Genomic DNA, 20,404 nt, shown 5'->3' with positions numbered 1-20,404 from the left:
TTTACCCGCAAAATATGCTAATTTAATTTGGTGATGAAATGAAGATTTCTCTGGAATGGTTAAGGGATTATATTGACTTGAACATAAGCCCCGAGGAGATTGGGGATATCCTCAGCGATCTGGGTTTTCCGCTTGAGGAGATGATCAGCTTCGGCGATGATACGGTTCTCGATATCGAGGTAACGAGCAACCGCGGCGACTGCCTGAGCTATATCGGCGTTGCACGTGAGCTTTCCGTTGCCACGGGCAGCCCTCTGAAGCTGCCTGAAGTGAGCCTCAAAGAGCTGGACTCGGAGGTTGGCCGTCATCTGGCGGTAAACATAAACGAAACCGACCTTTGCAAACGTTATACAGCGAGCTATATCGAGGGCATTGAGGTTGGCCCGAGCCCTGAATGGATGGTTCGAAGGCTTGAGGCGAGCGGGCTTCGCAGCGTGAATAACGTTGTAGATGCCACAAACTACGCGATGCTTGAATGCGGCCAGCCCCCGCACGCATTCGATTATGATAAGCTCTCCGGCGATACGATAAACGTGCGCAAGGCAATTTCAGGCGAGAAGCTTACCTCCATAGACCACACCGTATGCGAGCTCAAACCTGATATGCTCGTGATAGCTGATGAGGAAAATCCCGTAGCGATTGCAGGGGTTATGGGCGGCTTTGAAACGGAAGTAAGCCAGACAACCACAAAAATTCTTCTCGAAGAGGCGTTTTTCGATCCTGTAAGCGTTCGCACTACAGCAAGGCGGCTCGGGCTCGGTTCCGAGGCGAGTTTCCGTTTTGAGAGAAATATAGACATCCGCAGTATCGAGTGGGCATCTCGCCGGTGCGCTCAGCTTATTATTATGGCTGCAGGCGGGGCGGCAGCAAAGGGCATTGCAGACAGCTGCTCAGAGCTTGAAGAGATCCCTGAGATTACCCTCAGGCCTGAAAGGCTTACTCAGATTCTCGGCTTTGATGTGCCGGAGAAAAAGGTATTCAGCATCCTTGAGGACTTAGGCTTCAATCCTCAGTCAGACAAAAAAAGCGGGGCGGTGAAGTGCAAATCGCCAACGTGGAGAAACGATATTACAAGAGAGATTGATCTCATCGAAGAGATCGCCCGTGTTTACGGCTATGATAAGATTCCTGTGGAGGATAAGATTACCATCCGCGCCGCCAAGGCAGACCCGCGTCAGACGTGTATGCAGCAGGTGGGGGCATACCTCAACGGCTGCGGCTATTACGAAACTCTCGGAATAACCTTTACAGACCCGCAGACTGCAAAGCTGTTCACCGGCAGGTCTAAGAAGGAATATATGGCCGTTAAGGATGTTTCACGGAAAAACTCTAATCTGCTCAGACAAACTCTTTCCGGCAGCCTTGCGGAGGTAATGAAAAACAACAAGAACTTCGGCAATGCAGGATGCAAGTTTTATGAAATAGCAGATACATACGAACTCGAAGGCTCCCGGCTCAACGAGAAAACAAAGCTTGCTATGACAGCCGAGGCGGATATCAGAGAGCTCCGCGGTATTGTGGAAGGGCTTGTCCGCCGCTACAGCAAAACTGCTTCGGTTCAGGTGCGCCCTTCTTCTGTATGCTGGGCAGACCCCGCCGGCGAGGTTTTAATCGATTCAGAGAGCGTTGGAATCTGCGGAAGGCTTTCAAAGAGCGTATGCGACAAGATCGGCCTGAAAGATTCGCGCCCTGCGATGCTTGAGATAGATTTCGACAAAATCTATTCACTCATGGGCGAGCAGTTCAAGGTGGCAAGGCTGCAAAAATTCCCTTCTGTAGAACGGGATATTTCGCTTATAGTTTCCGAAGAGCTCAGATGGCTCGATATAGAAAGGGTTGTCGAAGCGAATGCCCCTGAACAGCTCGAGAAATTTGACTACATAGACACATATCGCGGCAAACCAATCCCTTCAGGCAAGAAAAGCCTGACAATGCAGTTTGTCTTCAGGGATGACGACGGCACACTCACTCACGAGCAGGTAGATAAGTTTGAAAAGCCTCTCATAGACGCTCTGACAAATAATTTTGATGCAGAGCTCAGAACAAGCTGATTTTGCTTGAATTGCCCTTTTGGCAATGATATAATTAAATCAGAGTTGAGCTTCTGCGGTGTTTGTTACGGTCAGCTTAATTGGAGAACCGATGAAGTTTATATAGGGAAGCTCGTTAGCCTTGCGGTGAGATAATGCCTGAAAAAACGGGACTTTCAAACTGCTTGGCCGGCTGCCCACGTTGATTGCAAGGGTTCTTGCAATCGCTTTCCGAACGGCACACGCGGAAGTTAGATATCAGCAGGGCTCGCTTTTAGCGGGCCCTGTTTTTTATGCGCAAAGTTTGAAATATATTGCAGAAAGGATCTAAATGGAAGTGTTTAGACAGGGCCTGTCGGAATTATGGTAATGTGGGAGGATTTACCATTCCGGCAGGCCCTCTTAACTATAAGAAAGGAGCTCAGAAAACCTGACAATGCAGGCTCTCTGATATGAGAAGTTCTTTAAATTACAAATTTATTGTGAATTAGCAACAATTTTTCCTTCAAAATTTGGCTTAAAACCTAAGTTTTTCCTGATTGAAGATGAGCTTGTATCTGCCGGCCTGAACCCTTCCATTAAGTGAATCAAAAAATCGAATTCAGGAAATCTTCTGCTGTTTTTATATGCTTCCTGAACTTTTCTTCGCTTTGTGAATCAAGCAGTTTTGCCATTATCTTCATCCTCGGATTGTTCTCGAATACCGCTTTGTTTCTGCTTACAAACCGCCAGTACAGCCCGTCCCAAATCTCGCACCACTGCCCGCGCGGGTAGTCTCTCATTTTTCGGATATAGTTCGATGAGCTGATGTAAGGCTTTGTTGTTATCAGCCCGCCGTCTGAATACTGGCTCATCCCGAACACATTCGGAACCATCACCCATTCGTAGGCATCGATAAACATCTCCATAAACCACCTGTAAACCTCCAGCGGAACTGTTCCGCAAAGGAGCATAAAGTTCCCGAGTACCATAAGCCTCTCGATATGATGGCAGTAGGCGTTTTTCTGTACCTTCCGCACGCTGTCGTCAAAAGGCGGGATGCCGGTGGTGCCGCTGTAGAAGCAGGGCGGCAGTTCCTGCTTAAGCCCCCAGAAGTTGGATTTTTTCTGCCTGCTGCCTTCGATGAGGTATATGCCTCGCATAAATTCCCGCCAGCCGATTATCTGCCGGATAAACCCTTCAAGGCTGCTTATAGGCATGCCCTGCTGATTGGGGCTGTATTCAGGCAGAAGGCTTAGAATTTTCTCGGGTGTGATTAGTCCTGCGTTCAAAAGAGGTGAGATAAGCGAGTGATAAATAATGAGCTCGTTTTTGGAAATAGCGTCTTCGTAAGGGCCGAAAAGGTGCAGCCTGTTTTCAATAAAATCCGAAAGCCAGTTTCGGGTTTGCTCAAAAGTAACAGGGTAGAAAAAGTTTTCGGTTTCGCCTGGATTGTCCGGAAAATTTTCGTTTACGTATTCTTCCGCTTCTTGGACAAATCGGTTCTTTTTCGGGAAGCTGATTTCAGGCAGTTTGCAGCCTTTGGGAAGCTTTTTTCTGTTTTCTGGATCCCAGCTCCATTTCCCGCCTTCTGCTTTGCCTTCTGAGTCCAGAAGTATGCCTGTTTGTTTCCTTCGCCGGATATAGAAGCTTGTCATGGAGTATTTTCTTCCGCCGGCTAATTCCTCCTGCACCTGCTGCTTTGTCTGGATGAAAGACGGATTAGAAACGAAAGAAAGCGCTATATCTTTATCGGTCAGGTCAGATTCAATCCTGCTCTGAAGTTCAAAGCTGTTTACCTCGCAGGCCTCGACATGGCTTGTCCCTCTTGAGGCAAGAATTTTACCCAGCGAATCTGAATCCGCCGATTCAAGGTAAAGCGTTCTGAAGCCTTTGGATTTGAGGTAATCCTCATAGAACTTCATTGAAGCCCTGTGGAAGATGAGCTTCTTTTTATGAAACCGGAATTTCCTGAAAAACTCGAAGTCTTCAACCAGCACATACAGGTCTGTGCCTCTCTCGATCGCTTCGAAAAGCTGATTGGGAAATATTATCCTTGCATTCGCCAAAATTCCCTGCTTCCGATAATCAGCAAACTAATTGCTGAGATGCTTAAATCCTGCATGTTTGGATTTGTGTAACGATTATTCCCTTCGCCCCCAGCTCTGCGAGCTGATCGATCGACGGGTTGATCTTCTTGCGGGGAAGCATCGCTTTAACAGCCATCCAGCCCTGCCTGCTTAGCGGGGATACCGTAGGCGATTCAATCCCGGGAGTGATCTCGCAAGCCTTTTCGAGCTTGTCTTCAGGGACGTCATACTCAATTATCGCATATTCTCTTGCAACGATAATCCCGCGGAGCCTGTCGATAAATGTCCTAACATGGCTGTTTTCGAGAATCTTCTCATCCTTTGCAACAACTGCCGCCTCTGATTCCATTATCGACTCGCCGATTGTTTTGAGACCTGCTGCCGTTAGCGTTCTGCCGGATTCCACAACATCCGCTATCGCATCGGCAACGCCAAGGCGGATTGAAATTTCAATTGCCCCGTCCAGCTCCACAACCTCAGCACTGATCCCGCGTTTTGCCAAGTCGTGCAGAACAACATTTGGATAAGAGGTTGCGATCCTTTTCCCTTGAAGGTCTTCGGGGGTTATATCCAGCTCCTTAGGTGCGGCATAGAAAAACCTGCTCCTGCCTATCCCGAGCCCGAGAAGCTCGCAGACATCAGATTTGCTGTCTATCGCAAGATCCCGTCCTGTTATTCCGAGTTCAAGGATTCCCTTGCTTACGTATATTGCAATATCCCGAGGCCGCAGATATATAAATTCGATCTCGTTTTTCTTGTCAACTACTGAAAGCTCTTTCCCGCTGCGTTTGCAGCTGTAGCCAGCTTTTTTTATTAGATCCAGCGAAACTTCAGAGAGCGATCCCTTATTCGGCACTGCTATTTTAAGCATATCTTTTCCTCTTATTGTATTTTTGGAAGCCGGCATTTCGGCTGTTTGAATTTCTAAAGGTATCGGTAAACGTCTTCAAGCTCAAGCCCCGAGGCTATCATCATAACCTGCGCATGATACAGCAGCTGAGAGATCTCCTCAGCAGTTTTCTCTTTGCCTTCGTATTCAGCCGCCATCCAGACCTCGCCGGCCTCTTCGATTACCTTCTTTCCGATGAAGTGTTTGCCCTTGTTGTATTCTTTTACAGTTCCGGAATTTTCATCCTGAGAGGCAATCTTGCCCTTGAGCTCTTCAAATAATTCTTCAAATCTTTTCATTATTAACCGTTTGATATCCAATGTTTGTTTCAGTGAACGTCCGAGGCAAAAGTATATCGCAAGGACAAAAAAAATAAAGTTTGGATTTTAAGATAATCTAACACAGCTCTGTTTTTCTCGTCGAGCCCGACTGTCCATCAAGAATTCTGCTTAATATTTTTAATCGCTTATCGACAATAATCTCATACTAATCCATTAAAACAATCTTCTTAGCGGGTATCAAGTGTTTCGAGGTGAAAACCATTAAATCCGAGTAATCTGCCGATAAAAAATATGAAGCAGAAAAACGCACACATTGTTTCGTTCGTCTGCCTTATTGCTAACAAAATGCTTGCATTAAAACGCACTTTTTATAAAATTCGTGTTTCTATAATTCAAAGGGCGATTAGCTCAGCTGGCAGAGCAGCTGACTCTTAATCAGCGGGTCACAGGTTCGAATCCTGTATCGCCCATTGGATTTTGTGCCGGTGTCAGTCGATGACATCGGCTTTTCTTTTTGTCCTAAAGTTGTCAATTGTAAAGAGTTATCAATTGTGCTTTGTGAAGTAAATTCACTATCGGTTTGCCTATCATCATTGACATTTACAGACAATGAATCCATATCAAAGTCAGCATTTTTTGTAAGTTTTTTGTAAGCTGGTTTGTAAGTGCTATCAACAAGTGTATCATCTGTTCCGGTTGCTTTTTGATTTTGCTTACTTGCCAAAGCCAAGTCCGGTAATTGTTCAACAGCTTTGTTTTGCTGGCCTCTTAGTGTATGAGTGTATAGCGACATTGTAAGGTTTATATCGCTATGCCTCATTATATCCTGTGCAACTTTGGGGTGAACACCGCCTTCGGCAAGATAAGTACCTGTAGTATGCCTTAAGCTGTGAAAATCGGCGTATCGGCCTGAATCGTCAACATAAGGTATGTCTGCACCTTTTAAGTCTGCTCTGAGCATTTTGGCGGTCTTTTGTGGCACGTTAAAAACTCTTAAATTCGGCATTTTCCCCGCTAAAAAAGTTTCAAGCTCTTTTGCAGTATCAGATTTTAATGGCAAAACATCAGTTCTTCTGTGCTTACTATAAGCCGCTTCAACTGTAACGATATGATTTTTCAGGTCAAACGATGAAACAGTTAAACTGCGAAGCTCACTTGCCCTTAATCCAGTCTCTGTTGCCAAACGATACAGCATAGTCCGCTCTATACCTGTCATACCGAACCGCTTTTCACTGGCTTTTGTGGTCTCTAACAATTGGCGCAGTTCGTCTATCTCTAAAGCCCTGCGTTTTCGCTTCAAGCCGGTCTTTGTATTCAGGCCGGATAAATGTTCAAGTGGTGATTCTGCTGCCCTTTGGTCTTTTACCATCCAATTACAGAACTGCTTAACTGCTTTGAGATAGAAATTGAAAGTCCTTGCACTTATCCCTTTTTCTCCTTTTCGCAAATCCGCAAGATATTGCTGAACCTTACTTGCAACAATATCAGGCCAAAAAATGATTTTACAGTTATCGAAAACCTTGCTGATTGCAGTAGCGGTCTGCTTGCTATGTCTTTCAGTATTGCCTTTTGCCAAGAGTGCTTTTTCAAAGTCTTCAAGATGTTCTTTGAGCGGTCTTTTACGATGTTCTTTGAAGCGGTCGATAACTCCAGCCTGTGCAAGCTCTGCTTCTTTTTCAAGTTTTGCCGCTAATTGAGCAGTGGCGGTTTTGTCCTTAAAACCTTTAACTCGTTTACGCATTCCACCAGCGGCTTTATAGTCAATGTACCAATAGGCAGATTTCTTTTTGATTTTCTTGCCGTTCTGGTCTCTTGTCGTATATTGCTGTTTGAATATGCTTGCCATAATATCACCTTGCCTTTATTTCTAAATCAAGAGCTTTCATTAGCGCCGATACTACTTCTGTTCGAGCATCTGTTTTGCCGGACAAAAAATCATATATCGTTTGACGTGGTATTTCGTCCTTGAGCATTACTGATAACCGGTTAGGGTTCAGGTTTAACTCGTTCATTCGTTTAATAATTGCTTTTCTAATCATTGTCATAAATTGGAATATACGGTATATCGTATAGATAGTCAAGCGGTTTTTTGTTTTTTCTGAAATTTTTTTCTGCAATCCGCCATAAAGAATAATACCGCTTTCTCTTTTCGCAGTTAAATGGCGGATGTTAGTTAAGTCTTTTCTGGCGATATAGTTAGCTCCGCCATAGTGCTTTGGCGGATAGTGGCGGATACCGCTAAATAGAAATAAGCACCACGTCCGCCATAGCCCGCCATTCGCAAGTGGCGGATATAACCCTTTTACTGATAAACAGTTAATATACATTCGCCAAAAATCTCCAAAAACTATTCTGATATAATCGCAATTCTCTCGGCAATATCTTCCGGCAAAGGCAAAGACAAATCCGCCACATCAGCTAATTCAGGATGTTCGACCTTACAGCGGTATGGCTTATTTTCTTTATTGACCGTTATAATTCCTGCCGACTCCAACGGCCAAAGCCTTCGTCTTACGGTGGTATTGCTTATTCCGCACCACTGCTCACAATCTTTATGGTTAAACTCTTGCTCAATGCCTATTTTTTCCATTACAACATTGAGTAAATCACGGGATTGCTGGTTCAGAGGCGAATATTTCCTTGAAAGAACCTTAACCATAAGTCTGTAAGCAATGGAGTAATCGACTTCATCGGCTTCGATATATTCCAGCCTGTTTAGTTGTTCTGTTTTAACAGTCTTTTGATATTGCCTTAAAAATGCAATGGAGTTAATAGCGTATATGAATTGCTGATATGTTCGTCTGGTGGCAATGTTGGTATCCGGCAATGATATACTGTTAATATAAGGGATTCTAACCTCTATAGGCTTCAATAACCGCTGTAAAGTATTGTGCCGCTGGATTACACCTTGCTTCATATCCTCGCTTGTTATATGTCCCTTAGCTGCTTTCCTCTGAGCCTCTATTACTTTTTGGGTCTGGCCTGTGGATTCATCGGTAGCAAGGGGCAATAACCTTGTAGCATCTTCATCGTGAATATTGGCTGCTGTTGTGCTTTCGAGATAAGCAACCGGCCCAGCCTGATAAATTATCACCGTCTTAGGCTTACCGTCATTGCCTTTAACTGTAACGGCCTTTTTCAATTCACCGCTTGCAACCATTTCCCGAAACGCCTTTGTATTATCTTCGGCATAGCCGTCTTTGCTACGGTGTTCGTTTACTCTTTCGCCGGATATAATAATTTTGTGAACCAATGAGCCGCTTGGCAGATAGTAAAGAGCTTGGTCTGAAAAATCGTGCGCCTGTACAACCGCTTCCGGCGGCATAAGTTTTGAAACCGTCTCAATAATATAGGATTTTCCGCTGGCTGAAGCCCCCTGAACAATAGCCGAAAGCGGCTTATCGAGCAGTCTCGATGTCATAATAATATAAACCGTCAAAGAAAGCTCTTGTTCGCCCGCTATGCCTATCGCTTCAATATCACTGCTGATTTGCTCAAACAGCTTTTCACTTTTTAGCATATCAAGGGCGGCCTGTTTGACTTCCGGCGGTGTATCCTTCAAATAATCTTTTTCCGATTTGTTATCAGCGGTATCTTTTGCTTTTTGTCTGTCTCTGGCTATATCAGCAACTTTTTGCAATATCACCTTTTCTAACGGCTCTGATTCTATTCCCTGATATTTTTCTGATACCTCTTTGACACAATCGTTCCGTTTTTTACTATTCGCAATATCAAGAGTATTTGAAAACAGCGGATTACCATCGCTTTCATAAATGATAAGCGTTCCCTTTGTACCGAACGGCTTATCGGGTTGAAAATCTATTCTAATTTCATTCATATTTTCCTATTCCTTTGCTTTTATCTGAACCGTAGTGGTTTTAGTCTTTTCGATAATCTGTTTTAGGATAGTTTGCGTAAGTCCTTTGCCGAGCCATTGGCGCAGGTCTTTTATCCCTTCCGGCGGATAGATAACTTTTACCTTCTGACAGCGGACAGCCAAGTAATCAGCTAATTTTTCAGCGCCGGTTTTACCTGCTGTGTCGTTATCCGCCACGATGACAATTTCCTCATAGTCCTTAACCGCTGAAGCCGTCATTTTGATTAGAGAATTACAATTCGGCCTGCCTATAGCATTAAAGCCCAAATCAAGAGCCGCTGCCGTATCTGTTGTTCCCTCACAAACCAGACAAAGACCGCCACACAATAAGTCATCGGGAATAAATAAGCCCGTTTTACTGCCATTTAGGGACGCTTTAGAACCGTTCGGAAACCTTCGCCTGATACCGATTATCCTGCCTTTAGCGTTCGACATAGGAAACGTATAGGCTTTGCCATCCCAGCCGATGTTAAGTTTTGTTAAGCTCTCTGTTGAAATCTTTAACTGCTTTGTTAGCTGTTGCAGTTTTTCTTTGGTGAGCTGTTGTTTATACAGTCCTGCAAGACTGCTGAAGTCTTTTTCTTTGCCGAAATCAATAGAGATTCTACTACTGTATTTATTCGGCCTTTTATAGTTTGAGCCTCTTTCAATCAGTATATGCAGCCAGCCTGCATCCCCGCATCGCTTAACCGAGCCTTCCTGAACCCTTTGGCATATCACCGCTGTTTTATCCGGCGCAATTAAGCACCAGTCCGGTTTACCGCATATAGGGCAGGGGGTTTTTCTGCTTACACGTTGCATTTTCTCTCTATCCGGCATAATTATCCCCCTTGTCGGAGTTTTTCGATTCTGCGCCGAAACTAACGCCCTTAGCGGCCTGTTTAGAGATTCTGTAAGGTCTGTAAGGATACAAAGGACAGGCTAAAGACGTGCAGAGCCGGACTTCCTCTTTCTGCCAGCATACACACTCAAGACAGAACGACTTAATCGCTGATTTAAGGCTTCTGCCCTGCATAGCCCTGTCGTAGGTCTTGCGGTGGATTTTGGGAATATCGGCTCTGTGTTTGCGGATACTCTCTGTGCGATGATTTTCTGTTGACTGGTTTTGACCTTGTGAGTATGATTCGTTTTGTCGTATGATTTTTTTCGGGGCGGCTGTATCAGCAGTCGCCTTCTTTCTTTCCGCTTTCATTTTTCACCCCCTGTCTGCTGCATTGCTTCAAACGTCTGCCGGTCGGGACAGCCCATATCTATCCAGCTTTGGATTGTCGAGTTTGCCCAGCGAACCGAACCGCCGATACGTATCGGCGCTGGCATTTTTCCGCAGCAGTTGAGGCGAAAGATTTGTCTTTTTGACAAGGACAGCATTTCGCTAACTGCTTTGGCCGTGAGTAATTTTTGTCCTATTTCTTGCGTCTTCATTTGTTTGTCTCCAAAAAGTTAATAAAAACGAAATTCAATAACTATGGAGACTAAATTAAGACACAGAGTAAAAATTGTCAGTCCAAACTATGTCCGGACTTTCTTGGGACGGCATAACTTTTTATAGAAAAATAAGATATGTCAAGCTAACTGGGCGGATTATTTTTGTAATGTTGATAAGCAGCGGTAAATTCTTGGCCGTCGTGTTTAATAATACCCCAATCTTTCAATTCTTTATATGCACTATTTACATTACCTGAACCGACCGAATAACTTGTTTTTCGTACCACGGCATCACGGGTTATTTCAGAAATATTTTCGGCATTCAGGATTTCGGAAAAGGCTTTTATCAAACTTTTATGTACGGTTTTTAAACCAACCTGCTCTTTTTTTATTTTATTTTCTGCGTTTACCGGTTGATTATTTTGTTCTTGCTCGGTTGTTAGTTGATTCTGTTCAAGATTGTCCAAAGAGCCATTTTGAAGAGCTGCAATCAACTTGTCCAGCTTATTCACATAGCCCCATTCCAAATTACAGGGCTGCCATTTTAGATTCCCATTTCTCAACAATCTTTCTGATTCGTTTGCAAGTCTTTCAGATTCTTTGTTATGTTTTAGTTTTTCTATAGCCCACTGGGCAATGTGTGATTCTTCTTCCAGCAATATTGCTCTTTTAATATCAATTCTCCAATATGCCTTTTTGTCAATTTCTGGATGATTGTAATATTGCCCTGATTCACTTAACCACGTTTCAAAAAGTTTTTTCTCATAAAGAAATTTCTTCCTGCTATACACTTCAATGCTTGTACTTAAATCTATAGGATTAACCACCCATGATATTCTTTCAGCCTGTTTATGTTCAGGAACAAATTCGCCCTCTACACCATTAGCAATTGAAAAAAATCTAACAGACAGGAAGCCCAAAGAATTTTCTGTATCGTTTTCTATTCCAACTGCCCAATCTTTGCCTTTAGACAGTATATAAGGCCCAGTTGCCCACGCAAAATATACAATAATATTACGAATATTTTTCAATCTGTAGAGAATTACGTTTCGCCATAAATTAGGATGTTTTTCAGAAACATAATCATCTAAATATCTTTCTAATAAACGAGCCATTTTTGCTATTTTAAAACGTGTTGTTCGGGCAAATTCTTCTAATTTATTTTTGTCAATATTGTGTTCCCAAGATTTATTTTTAAGACATATTGTTATCGTATCCATAATCTGTTCAGCATCAGAGAAATCTTTTTTTAATATACTGGCCCAGAAATTTGAAGCTTCGTAATTTATTGCTGGCCTTTCTGATTTATGTATCTCGTATAGCTTAGACACCATATTATCATCTAAGCTAAAGTGTTCCCGTATTCGATAACCCAAGTTATCTGTATATGGAGCAGAAATCTTCTTTTCTCTATGCAGGTCATAAACCAGACATAGTAAATATACAGAAGATTCGGATATAGACCGCAAATCAATAATTCCAGTTTTACGATTAAGACTTTGCGTAAGTATCAAGTGAAGATACATTTCTATTTTAATAATTTCGTCGAATGCTCTACCTAACAAAGATACTTCTTCGGTCAGATTGCCAAACAGCCGTCTTAGCGTTTCCATCATCTTACAAACATTGCCGCTTATTGCGGACGAATAGGCAAAAGGCCCTGTCTGCTTTAGACAATCTAACTTGTCATTGTAATTGAAATAATCCCCGCCGGATAAACAATCATCTTTCTGGAGCTTTCTTGCTGGATTTTCGTAAGGATTCTCGTTGAAAAATCCTTCTGCCCTGTCTTCAAGAATTTCGAGTAAATTAAGTATGTTGGAGAATTGTTGATTCAGGGTTTCGGAAGATGTTCTATGATTATTATATTCTAAGGCAAAAATACAATCTTCAAACAAATCGGCTGAATCCTTGAGAGTGTGATTTATGCTGTAAATTTCTTCTTGAAGGTGTGCTGCTTTTTCCGCTCGTCCTTCCTCGTCTTCTAACGCCTCAAGCCAGCAGTGCATATCTTGCTCAAAAGAGTCAAACAAGCTAAGCCATTTATCAAGTACCTTATATAATTGTTCAAACTTCCCTGTTTCCTGCATACAAATCCTGTTTTTGACCAATATCGCCGAGCAGCTCTTTGCCGCTGAAATACTCTTTGAGCATATGATTAGGTGTTTGCCTTAAAAATGTTTTCGGTGAATAATTCCGGCTCATAATCAGCCCTCTTTGAAAGTAATTTATGTTTTAACCGCTAAAGTCTCTTCAAGTTTTGCTCTAAATGTTTGTTTTTGTTTGGTTTTCATAATACTCCATCTCTGTATGTTTTGGTTTCTTGTGCTATTTGTTCAAATCCTCAATTTGGCACACAGATTATTCCGCCGGTATTTTTTTAGTCCGTGCCGAGATTACAATGTATTGTTCGCGACCGTCAGTTATTTTGATTTGTGAACCAATAATCGGAATATCAACGTTCGGATACAATTTGTCTTTCTGCTCTATCAGCTTTCTGAGGTCTTCTTCGAAGCCTCGGCAATCGGATTCATCGGCCTGGTTGATCGTTTGGAATTGCTTTAGATACTGCCGGATGGCAGGCTCCCTCTTTGGGCGCGGCAGACAGGCAATGTTCCACGCCGAACAGGCAGAGCGAAGATAGTTTTCCCTTTGCTCTTTTGTCTTTCCCAGATCGATATATCCGGCAGCAACTTTTAACAGCATCGCCGAGACCTTCTGTTTGCCGGATGATTTACGTGCTTTTCTTTTCATCGTTTTCCTTGCATGGTTCTGCTCTGCTTTATTCTCGTAGACTATCGCCTTATTATTTTATCGGCCAACCACCGTGGGCGTCGATTACCTCATCAATCTGTTTCATGATTTTTATGGTTTCACCTAATGCTACAACGATTCTATGATAATGCTCTATATCTTCAGCAGATAATTTTCTGCCTGCTTTTTTGCGGTCGTATAGCCATTTGTAGCATACCTGATAGCCTCCGATGTGGAAGTTCCAGACTGCCTCCGGCAATCCATCAAAATATTGTGTTGTATTGATGAACAGTTTGCCTTTACCGTCCTTGACATCTTTGAGCTTCTTTTTAGTTTCGCCGACTTTGGATACAGCGTTATTACCGGAAACGGGGAATGTGGTTATATGGTTATTGAGTTTGTCTGATTCCATAAGATGCAAGGCTGTCAGTTCTCCGCCAAGCCCGACAAGCTGCCTGAACATATCAGTATCTGCGGTAATCGGTACACGTGGGAAATCAATTTTGAGAAATTCGGCATATCTGCTGCGATAAGTGGGGCTGTGGAAAATCGCGTAAATATAACTGAAAATGTCTTCCGGGCCGAAAGTCTTTTTAATATCACCTTTGCCGTCAGAGACAAATCCAAGACCAAGGTTCTCGGCAAACTCATCGACAAACTTTTTATCTAAATTTGGCGTCCTACCCTCTTTGCCTGCCGGCCAATCACCTTTGGAGAAATTCAACTCACCCTCAACAGGATAAAGATAAAGAGGGAGTAGAAAACCAATACCTTTATTACTTATGGTGATTCTACTTTCAATAATATTGCGGGACACAAAAGCATGGTTAAATATCCCCTCCGCGACTTGCCTTACAGTTATCAATCCCAGATTTTCCCCAGCAAGCATATGGTGCATAACTTCAGGACGAGGCCAATCGACCATCCAGTCAACATAATATATTTCTCGCATATCAAAAGGTCGATAAAGTATTCTTTTTACTCTTCTGTTCCAGTCATTGTCGGCGGTCACTTTTTTTCGAACATCAGCAATTTTCCAGCTTCGCGTATCTCCCGCCAAATATTTTGATGAACCTTTACTTGTAAAGTATTTCTTGCGTATTTCATCGTCACTGAGTTCTTTACTGCGAAATTCGTCAATTCTCTTTAATAATATCTTGCTGTCAAAATCGATTACAAACTCATCTCTTGCGGTAACAATTCCGGTAACATTAACTGCCATAATATCGTTAATCTTATAGCAATTTTCATATTCATCACGATTGTCTTCATCTCTGGGAACAAAGAAATAGTATGGAGAATTAGGTGATAGCCTATCACAATCTACGGTATAAGTTGTATTCTTCAGAGAAAGGGTGTATTTGTTTTCACGGCTTCCCCAAAAGCTTGCATAAGAAACGTGTGATTGATCTGTTTTTTGAGTATTTCTTAGTAGGCAAACACCTACACCCTGTTGAATATCAAAGACATTTTCATTAGCTAAACCTTCTGGAGGCACTTCTGTTTTCTTGGCGTTACCGTGTAAATCTACGAAATTCAGAATGTCAAAACTTTCCAGCAATGCCTGTCTCATACCTCTAAATGTTGGATTATCAAGATAGGCGTGGTTGGTAATCAGGCCCATAACTCCAATGCCAGTATTATCTAAACGAAATTGGCTATAACGAATGAATTTAACATAATCATCCTGAAGCCAAAGTTTTCTTTCGCCCAAAGGCTGACCATCAACTTCATAATAACTGCGAACTTTGGGACCGTTAGGGATTTGACCCTTTAGTAAACCGTCTATCCACGAATTCATATTAAACGATAAACCGGAGTATGGGGGGTTTCCAATAACTACCGTGATTGAGTCTTTCTTTTTAACTTCATTTGCCTGACGGGTTTCTTCAGCCATAGCAGGGTCAAGGGTGGCAAGATATTCGGTGGTATCGACAGGTTCTTCGAGCGTATTGGTAAGATAAACACGGACGCGTTGGTTATCCTGCTGAAAATTCTGATAGCCGGTTTCAAAGAGTTTGATTCCGATTTTCATATGGGCAATGGCATACGGAGCCATCATAAGTTCAAAACCGTAAAGACGCGGCAGCAGGCAATCCGGTACATATTGATTCCATAGCTGTTTGATTTCTTCTTCATTTTTACCCTTGTCTTGCCAGGTTTCGATCATTGTCTTGTGAATTAAATCTATTGTCTCGACAAGGAAAGTACCGGTCCCTAAAGCAGGGTCGAGAATCTGCACGAAGAAATCATCCTCACTTACCCCGTCAGGAATCTTAATATCAGGATTATTTTTGTGCATCTGTCCCCAGGTTGTAGTATCGGCAAGGCCGAGCGGCAGTTTAAAATCACGTTTTAAGACTTGGTCAACACTTCTGACAATAAAAGATACAACCGGCTGAGGGGTATAATAGACACCTCTGGATTTTCGCTTAAGGGCATCGTATTCTTTGAGAAAAAGCTCATAGAAGTGAATAACGGGGTCTTCGTTTGGGTTTTTGTTGCCGAAGTCCCGCAGGATAGCATCGAAATCTGTTCTCTCGTCCTTTAAGGTGCTGATGATTTCATTGATACCCAGTTCATCAAACTCAATGCCGGTTATCATCTCCTTTTCAGAATCCCATTTACGAGCACCGATATTGAAAAAGCCCTCCATCACTTCTTTTAGAAATGGATTAGTTGGCAGGACAAGCTGCTGGACGCGTTCAGTGGAAACCGCGTTCGCTTCGCCGGAGACGTGACTGCGGATAGCGGTATAAAGCAGGCCGTAAGCGATGGTCTGAGCGTACATATCGGCAAAATCTTCTTCGGTCAGATCGTGAATCAGGGCGGTTTTGAATTTTGCCATTGCTTTTTTGAATCGCCCGCCCTCGGTTTCATATTTGAGGATGTGTTCTGCGTTCACTCGCACTATTTTCGCCAATTCGGCAAGTTCCTGTGCCAACTTCTTAGAAGTGCTGATAGTATGTCTGTGTGTAGTTGTGAACGCCGTCGACCAGTTTGTTCGCCATGTTTCGGCATCGGTGTCAGGATCAAATCTTAGGTGGCCCAATTCATTTTGGCAGCGGTCAAGATGAAGCGGAGTATCCTGTCCATCCCAGCCAATAACTTTCAATGTCGGAAGTTGATTATCATCTTCCTGCCTGAAATGAGCAAAAGTGATTTCCCTTTGGTCCTGCTGGCCAAAAGAATTGATGAAAAGCAAGTCATTCATCTGCCAACCGGGCATGTTTGATTTCTGTGAGGTTGAACGCTTTTTGATTACCAGTTTTTGAAGTACTCTGCGAAGCACCACCACAGGCAGCTTTTTCGGTTCAAAGTCGATATAAAAAATGCCCCACGGCTGATTATCTGCCAATGGCCGAAGCTGTTTTATATAGTTTATCTTGACGGCGACTTCATCTGATATGCCGAGTTCTTCGGGTTCATAATCAAATGAAAGGTCTTCAATATCTTCTGCTTGCAGCGGCCATTCAAGCTCATCTCGTAAAAACACAACAAGCGATTCAAAATCATCAACCTGTCTTATTCTATCTATATCCAGCGGGGTCATATCAGCTTATCTCCATCCATGAGATTAAAGTCGGCTTTGCTCCTATCGGGGCCTGTATGTCTTTCAGGTAGGTATTTTTAATGTGTTTTTCTATATCTTTTCGGGCAGGGGCAAGTTTGGTTACTCCCTGCTCAACAGTGCGGGCGGTATCTTTAGCACATCTGACAGCCGTCCAGGTTTCTTCCAGTACCTCGCTGATTTTACCGGTTTCGTCGTCCCGGAAATACCATTTCACCTCGCCCTGCGGGTGTTTTTCGGGGTCGTATTTTTCTTGGGTGACTTCTTCGAGATACTCAGCCGCTTTTCCAATAATAGGCGGCATACGGTAGCAGGCAAATAAACCGGGCTTGGTATTCGGTTCAAGGCGGTCGATTTCCTCACCTCTGCGATTGACAATAGCACCAAAACCGGCACCAGCTTTCTTGCCGCTGAACAGGCGTTTGGGGAGTTTTTCGAGCGATTGCCAGATTTGTGGGTTTTCTGCTTCGATTCGCTGTTTTTCCAGCCGCATCAGCTCTTCTATAGTTTCTTTGCCTTCATAACGCTCGTTGAAAAGTTTCATTGCCATATCGGGGTCATCCGGTGTAAGCAGCGCACCTTCGATACCGAGCGTTTTATTTATTCGCAATATCTTGCCATCCAGTTTTTTCTTTAGGTGCAGTAAGTCTTCAAGCTCCTTTGGCGGCAGAAAATTCCAGAAATACACTTTATGTTTTAGCTCCGGGGGCCTATCAAGCATTTCTTCTATATCCGGATTAAGCCGCCTGTCAACACGGCCTATACGCTGCATCAGCCGAACCGGATTCCAATGCAGGTCATAATTGATAATTAGACTGGCATCCTGGAGGTTCAAGCCTTCAGAGAGAACATCTGTTGAAATGAGAATGTCGATTGGATCATCCAGGCATTTTGAAAGCTCGGTCTGGCCAAGCAAATCAGGAGAATCAGCTAAGCCGCAGTTATAGTAAGGAGCGAAGCGTTTGATTACCATTTCGCGATTTGTTACATTTCTGCCGCTGTCAACCTGCTCGACATTTTCAAGGCCGGCTTTTGTAAGCTGGTCTTTCAGGTATCGGGCAGTATTTCTAAATTCAGTGAATATGATGGCCTTTTGATTATTCAGCAGCGGCTCATCGGAGAACAGTGCAAGCAGGTTTTGAAGCTTGCTGTCTTTCTCCGGGTCTTCGGCTTCGCCTTCTTTACCTTTTATATAAAAACGTCTGTAGATTTTACTGAGGAAGTTGGTTAGCAGTTCCATATCCTCTTCAACATCAGCCATCAGCTTATCCATATCGTGCTGGTCAGGATCGAAGTCCTGAGCAAATTCAGGAATGTCGTCTTCTTCTTCGTTTTCTGTGTCTTTTTCATTAAGTTCAAGCCTTTCGACTATATGGCTCTGGGCAAGTTTCCACCACCGCGTATTTTTAGTTTCCCATGCCTGGAATAGCCCGGGCGAAAAGTATTTTAAGAATTGTGCCATTTTGGCCAGTAAATCTTCAACGCTGGCCTCGAAAGCTTTGAATGAGCTTTCAAGCCGTTTAAGCAATAATGTTCGAATGAGGCCAACTACCAGCTTTTGGTACTCAGCTGTCTGTTTGTCGGGGTCTTTGTGATAGGCTGAGGTGTTATATATTGCCAAAGACAGGAATGGATTTTTCTTGTCGAACGCCTCTTTGATTTCGCCATATAAACTTTCATAAACGCTTTTCAGCGAATAATGAACAACCCTTGGTTTTTGTCTTTGAGGAAATAATGGCCCATCACCATCAATACCTTCTGATTTTTTAACGTATTTACGGCTTCGCTGAATTAAGACGTTACGCAGTAAGTCATCAGTACGGAGAAAATCTTCATCCTCAGCTATTTCAGCAACTTCTGTTTCGGGATGTTTTTTCTCCATCCGCTTCTCAGCGTCAAGAAAATGGCCTCTAAGGTTTTGAATACGAATGCTGGAGAAGTGGTCTTTTTTGCCCTGCGCGAAATAATTAATCAAGTGGTATAAATCATCGAGAGAATTATTGATCGGTGTTGCCGTGAGCATATAGAGCTTCTTATCAGCAGCTAAATCCATAAATAGCTGCCCGCGGTTAGTTCGAGGATTGCGGAAATGGTGGGCTTCATCCATGATGATTACATCTGAACGTTTGCGGTAATAGTTAAGCCAGTCCTCATTAATCAGTCCTTCACGACCAAAACTTGTATGTCTTTCTATTCTGAGTCGCTCATTTAATTCTATCGCATAATGTGGTTTTAAATACCGCTGTATGTTAGCTCGCCAAACACTTTCTTCTGCGGATTTTGGAACAATCAAGAGTATTCTTTGATCTTCGTGAAGACATCGCTCCAATATCATCAAACCTATAAATGTTTTTCCGAGACCAACACCGTCACAAACAAGTGAACCTCCCCATCTGTCCGCTATCTGAAGCGCCTGATGATAGCCGTCCTTTTGGTATTGGGAAAGCCTGGAATACAATACCGACTCGGTAAGTTCCCATTCATCTTGACTTTTTTCACGGCCAGCGAAAAATTCATAGAGAGCTTTAGCATAAGCCGTGAATGGAGCGTATTCTTTCAGGTGTGGGGCAATTACGTTAATAATCTCAGGACTGACATCCTCACCTTCTTTCCAAACTTGATCATACCAGCTCCTCAGACCCTCAATATGGGCTTGGTCAGTACTAAAGAGGTTAAGCTCAAGGTTTTCCGTTAACCCCGGTCGAGTAAAATTTGAGCTGCCGACAATAGCAAAATCGACAGGGCTGACCTCTTTGGATTCCATTAAGTATGATTTGGCGTGAAATTTGGCTTTGGAATAGGTTTTCAGGACAATTTGTTTATTTGAAATAGCTTCCCGGACAGCTGCAAGTCCTGTTAGAGCATCATCACGTTGCTTTTCCTGCTCAATACTCTCATCAGAGGTTTTCAAAAGACCTTCGATAATTACTTTTTTAGTGGTTTTCGTAGTCTCATTTCCCATCATAATGCGGATTTTATCTAACTCTTGCCATAGGCCCTCCAAATGCAAAAGTGAGCCTACCTCAAAAACACCAGTAGCAATATCCATTTTCTGAAGATTAGGCAGAAGTTTTTGAAGTGCCTGTAATACGGTGTTGCCGCTGCGATTGTCTATTATGACCGGTAATTTCTTTGCCATTTCGTCCTCAATTAAACTGCTTTACCTGACTCGATCCATTTGTCAACTTCCTTCTTGCGGAACTTCCACAAGCGTCAAGCCTCATTAGCAGGCATATTCTTGTGTCTTCAATCCTTCAAGTATTTTCTAGCATTTATCATCCCTGACGTATCTTTTTGAAGTGATATTATACGCACTTTAGGACATTTGGCAACAATTTTCATTGAACCTCACCACTATTCAATTAAACCGAAAAATCTTATCTCTCGGCAGACGGCCTATGTACCGGTAGTATCGCAAACACCGGCGGGGGGCGTGGCTAAGATTCTGACTGAAAAAGGAGTCTCTTTTCTACAAATTTCTACGCGCGTGCGCGATAGAGCCGCTGCC

The 20,404-nt window shown here is 43.1% G+C and carries 14 protein-coding genes, 1 tRNA gene, 1 other RNA gene and 1 pseudogene; 3 read left to right on the top strand and 14 right to left on the bottom strand.

The window, feature by feature from the left end:
* Positions 1–38: 38 nt before the first annotated feature.
* Together pheT and ssrS are read left to right on the top strand one after the other, a co-directional pair.
* Positions 39–2,051 carry a phenylalanine--tRNA ligase subunit beta gene (pheT, locus tag L21SP3_RS07295; protein WP_077540224.1) on the top strand — a complete coding sequence of 671 codons (2,013 nt, stop codon included), beginning with the start codon at positions 39–41 and terminating at the stop codon, positions 2,049–2,051.
* A 47-nt stretch (positions 2,052–2,098) separates the two neighbouring features.
* Positions 2,099–2,285: non-coding RNA, 6S RNA (gene ssrS / locus L21SP3_RS07290), on the top strand.
* Between the two features lie 332 nt (positions 2,286–2,617).
* Here ssrS and L21SP3_RS07285 read toward each other — a convergent pair.
* Genes L21SP3_RS07285 through L21SP3_RS07275 form a run of 3 tightly spaced genes read right to left on the bottom strand, consistent with a single transcriptional unit; the run spans position 2,618 to position 5,287 of the window.
* Positions 2,618–4,078 (bottom strand): cryptochrome/photolyase family protein, encoded by a 1,461-nt coding sequence (locus L21SP3_RS07285; RefSeq protein ID WP_077540223.1) that lies wholly within the window; start codon positions 4,076–4,078, stop codon positions 2,618–2,620.
* 43 nt (positions 4,079–4,121) lie between these two features.
* Complete coding sequence (hisG, locus tag L21SP3_RS07280) at positions 4,122–4,970, bottom strand: ATP phosphoribosyltransferase (RefSeq protein ID WP_077541886.1); 849 nt, start codon at positions 4,968–4,970, stop codon at positions 4,122–4,124.
* Positions 4,971–5,023: 53 nt separating this feature from the next.
* Positions 5,024–5,287: a phosphoribosyl-ATP diphosphatase gene (locus tag L21SP3_RS07275; protein ID WP_077540222.1), complete on the bottom strand. Its 264-nt coding sequence runs from the start codon at positions 5,285–5,287 to the stop codon at positions 5,024–5,026.
* A gap of 379 nt (positions 5,288–5,666) precedes the next feature.
* On the opposite strand from L21SP3_RS07275, the gene L21SP3_RS07270 reads away from it, so the two are divergent.
* A tRNA-Lys gene (locus tag L21SP3_RS07270) sits at positions 5,667–5,739 on the top strand.
* Positions 5,740–6,053: 314 nt separating this feature from the next.
* Here L21SP3_RS07270 and L21SP3_RS12370 read toward each other — a convergent pair.
* From L21SP3_RS12370 to L21SP3_RS07220, 11 genes and pseudogenes are all read right to left on the bottom strand, one after another.
* Positions 6,054–6,638: pseudogene (locus L21SP3_RS12370) on the bottom strand (tyrosine-type recombinase/integrase); the annotation flags it as partial.
* A gap of 481 nt (positions 6,639–7,119) precedes the next feature.
* On the bottom strand, positions 7,120–7,596 hold the full coding sequence (locus L21SP3_RS07260) for a hypothetical protein (RefSeq protein WP_077540221.1): 477 nt from the start codon (positions 7,594–7,596) through the stop codon (positions 7,120–7,122).
* A 20-nt stretch (positions 7,597–7,616) separates the two neighbouring features.
* On the bottom strand, positions 7,617–9,107 hold the full coding sequence (locus L21SP3_RS07255) for a hypothetical protein (RefSeq protein ID WP_077540220.1): 1,491 nt from the start codon (positions 9,105–9,107) through the stop codon (positions 7,617–7,619).
* A 6-nt stretch (positions 9,108–9,113) separates the two neighbouring features.
* Positions 9,114–9,965, bottom strand: coding sequence for a toprim domain-containing protein (locus tag L21SP3_RS07250; RefSeq protein ID WP_077540219.1), 852 nt, complete (start codon positions 9,963–9,965; stop codon positions 9,114–9,116).
* Positions 9,955–10,338 (bottom strand): hypothetical protein, encoded by a 384-nt coding sequence (locus tag L21SP3_RS07245; RefSeq protein WP_077540218.1) that lies wholly within the window; start codon positions 10,336–10,338, stop codon positions 9,955–9,957. Before L21SP3_RS07245 ends, L21SP3_RS07250 begins: the two co-directional genes overlap by 11 nt.
* Complete coding sequence (locus L21SP3_RS07240) at positions 10,335–10,568, bottom strand: helix-turn-helix transcriptional regulator (RefSeq protein ID WP_077540217.1); 234 nt, start codon at positions 10,566–10,568, stop codon at positions 10,335–10,337. The genes L21SP3_RS07245 and L21SP3_RS07240 overlap by 4 nt, the downstream gene beginning before the upstream one ends.
* Positions 10,569–10,714: 146 nt before the next feature.
* A complete protein-coding gene (locus tag L21SP3_RS07235) occupies positions 10,715–12,661 on the bottom strand; it encodes a hypothetical protein (RefSeq protein WP_077540216.1) in 1,947 nt (648 codons plus the stop codon).
* Positions 12,639–12,776, bottom strand: a complete 138-nt coding sequence (locus L21SP3_RS12000) for a hypothetical protein (protein WP_161488139.1) — start codon at positions 12,774–12,776, stop codon at positions 12,639–12,641. The genes L21SP3_RS07235 and L21SP3_RS12000 overlap by 23 nt, the downstream gene beginning before the upstream one ends.
* 156 nt (positions 12,777–12,932) lie before the next feature.
* Positions 12,933–13,325: a hypothetical protein gene (locus L21SP3_RS07230; RefSeq protein ID WP_077540215.1), complete on the bottom strand. Its 393-nt coding sequence runs from the start codon at positions 13,323–13,325 to the stop codon at positions 12,933–12,935.
* 52 nt (positions 13,326–13,377) lie between these two features.
* Positions 13,378–16,878: a type ISP restriction/modification enzyme gene (locus L21SP3_RS07225; protein WP_077540214.1), complete on the bottom strand. Its 3,501-nt coding sequence runs from the start codon at positions 16,876–16,878 to the stop codon at positions 13,378–13,380.
* 1 nt (position 16,879) lies between these two features.
* Entirely contained in the window at positions 16,880–20,035 is a 3,156-nt protein-coding gene (locus L21SP3_RS07220; RefSeq protein WP_077540213.1) for a helicase-related protein, read from the bottom strand.
* Between the last annotated feature and the right edge of the window lie 369 nt (positions 20,036–20,404).

It is taken from the genome of Sedimentisphaera cyanobacteriorum, assembly GCF_001997385.1.
In the GTDB taxonomy this organism is placed as follows: Bacteria; Planctomycetota; Phycisphaerae; order Sedimentisphaerales; family Sedimentisphaeraceae; genus Sedimentisphaera; species Sedimentisphaera cyanobacteriorum.
The sequence above is the reverse complement of the archived record's forward strand: the minus strand, read 5'-3'. Positions and strand labels throughout refer to the sequence as shown.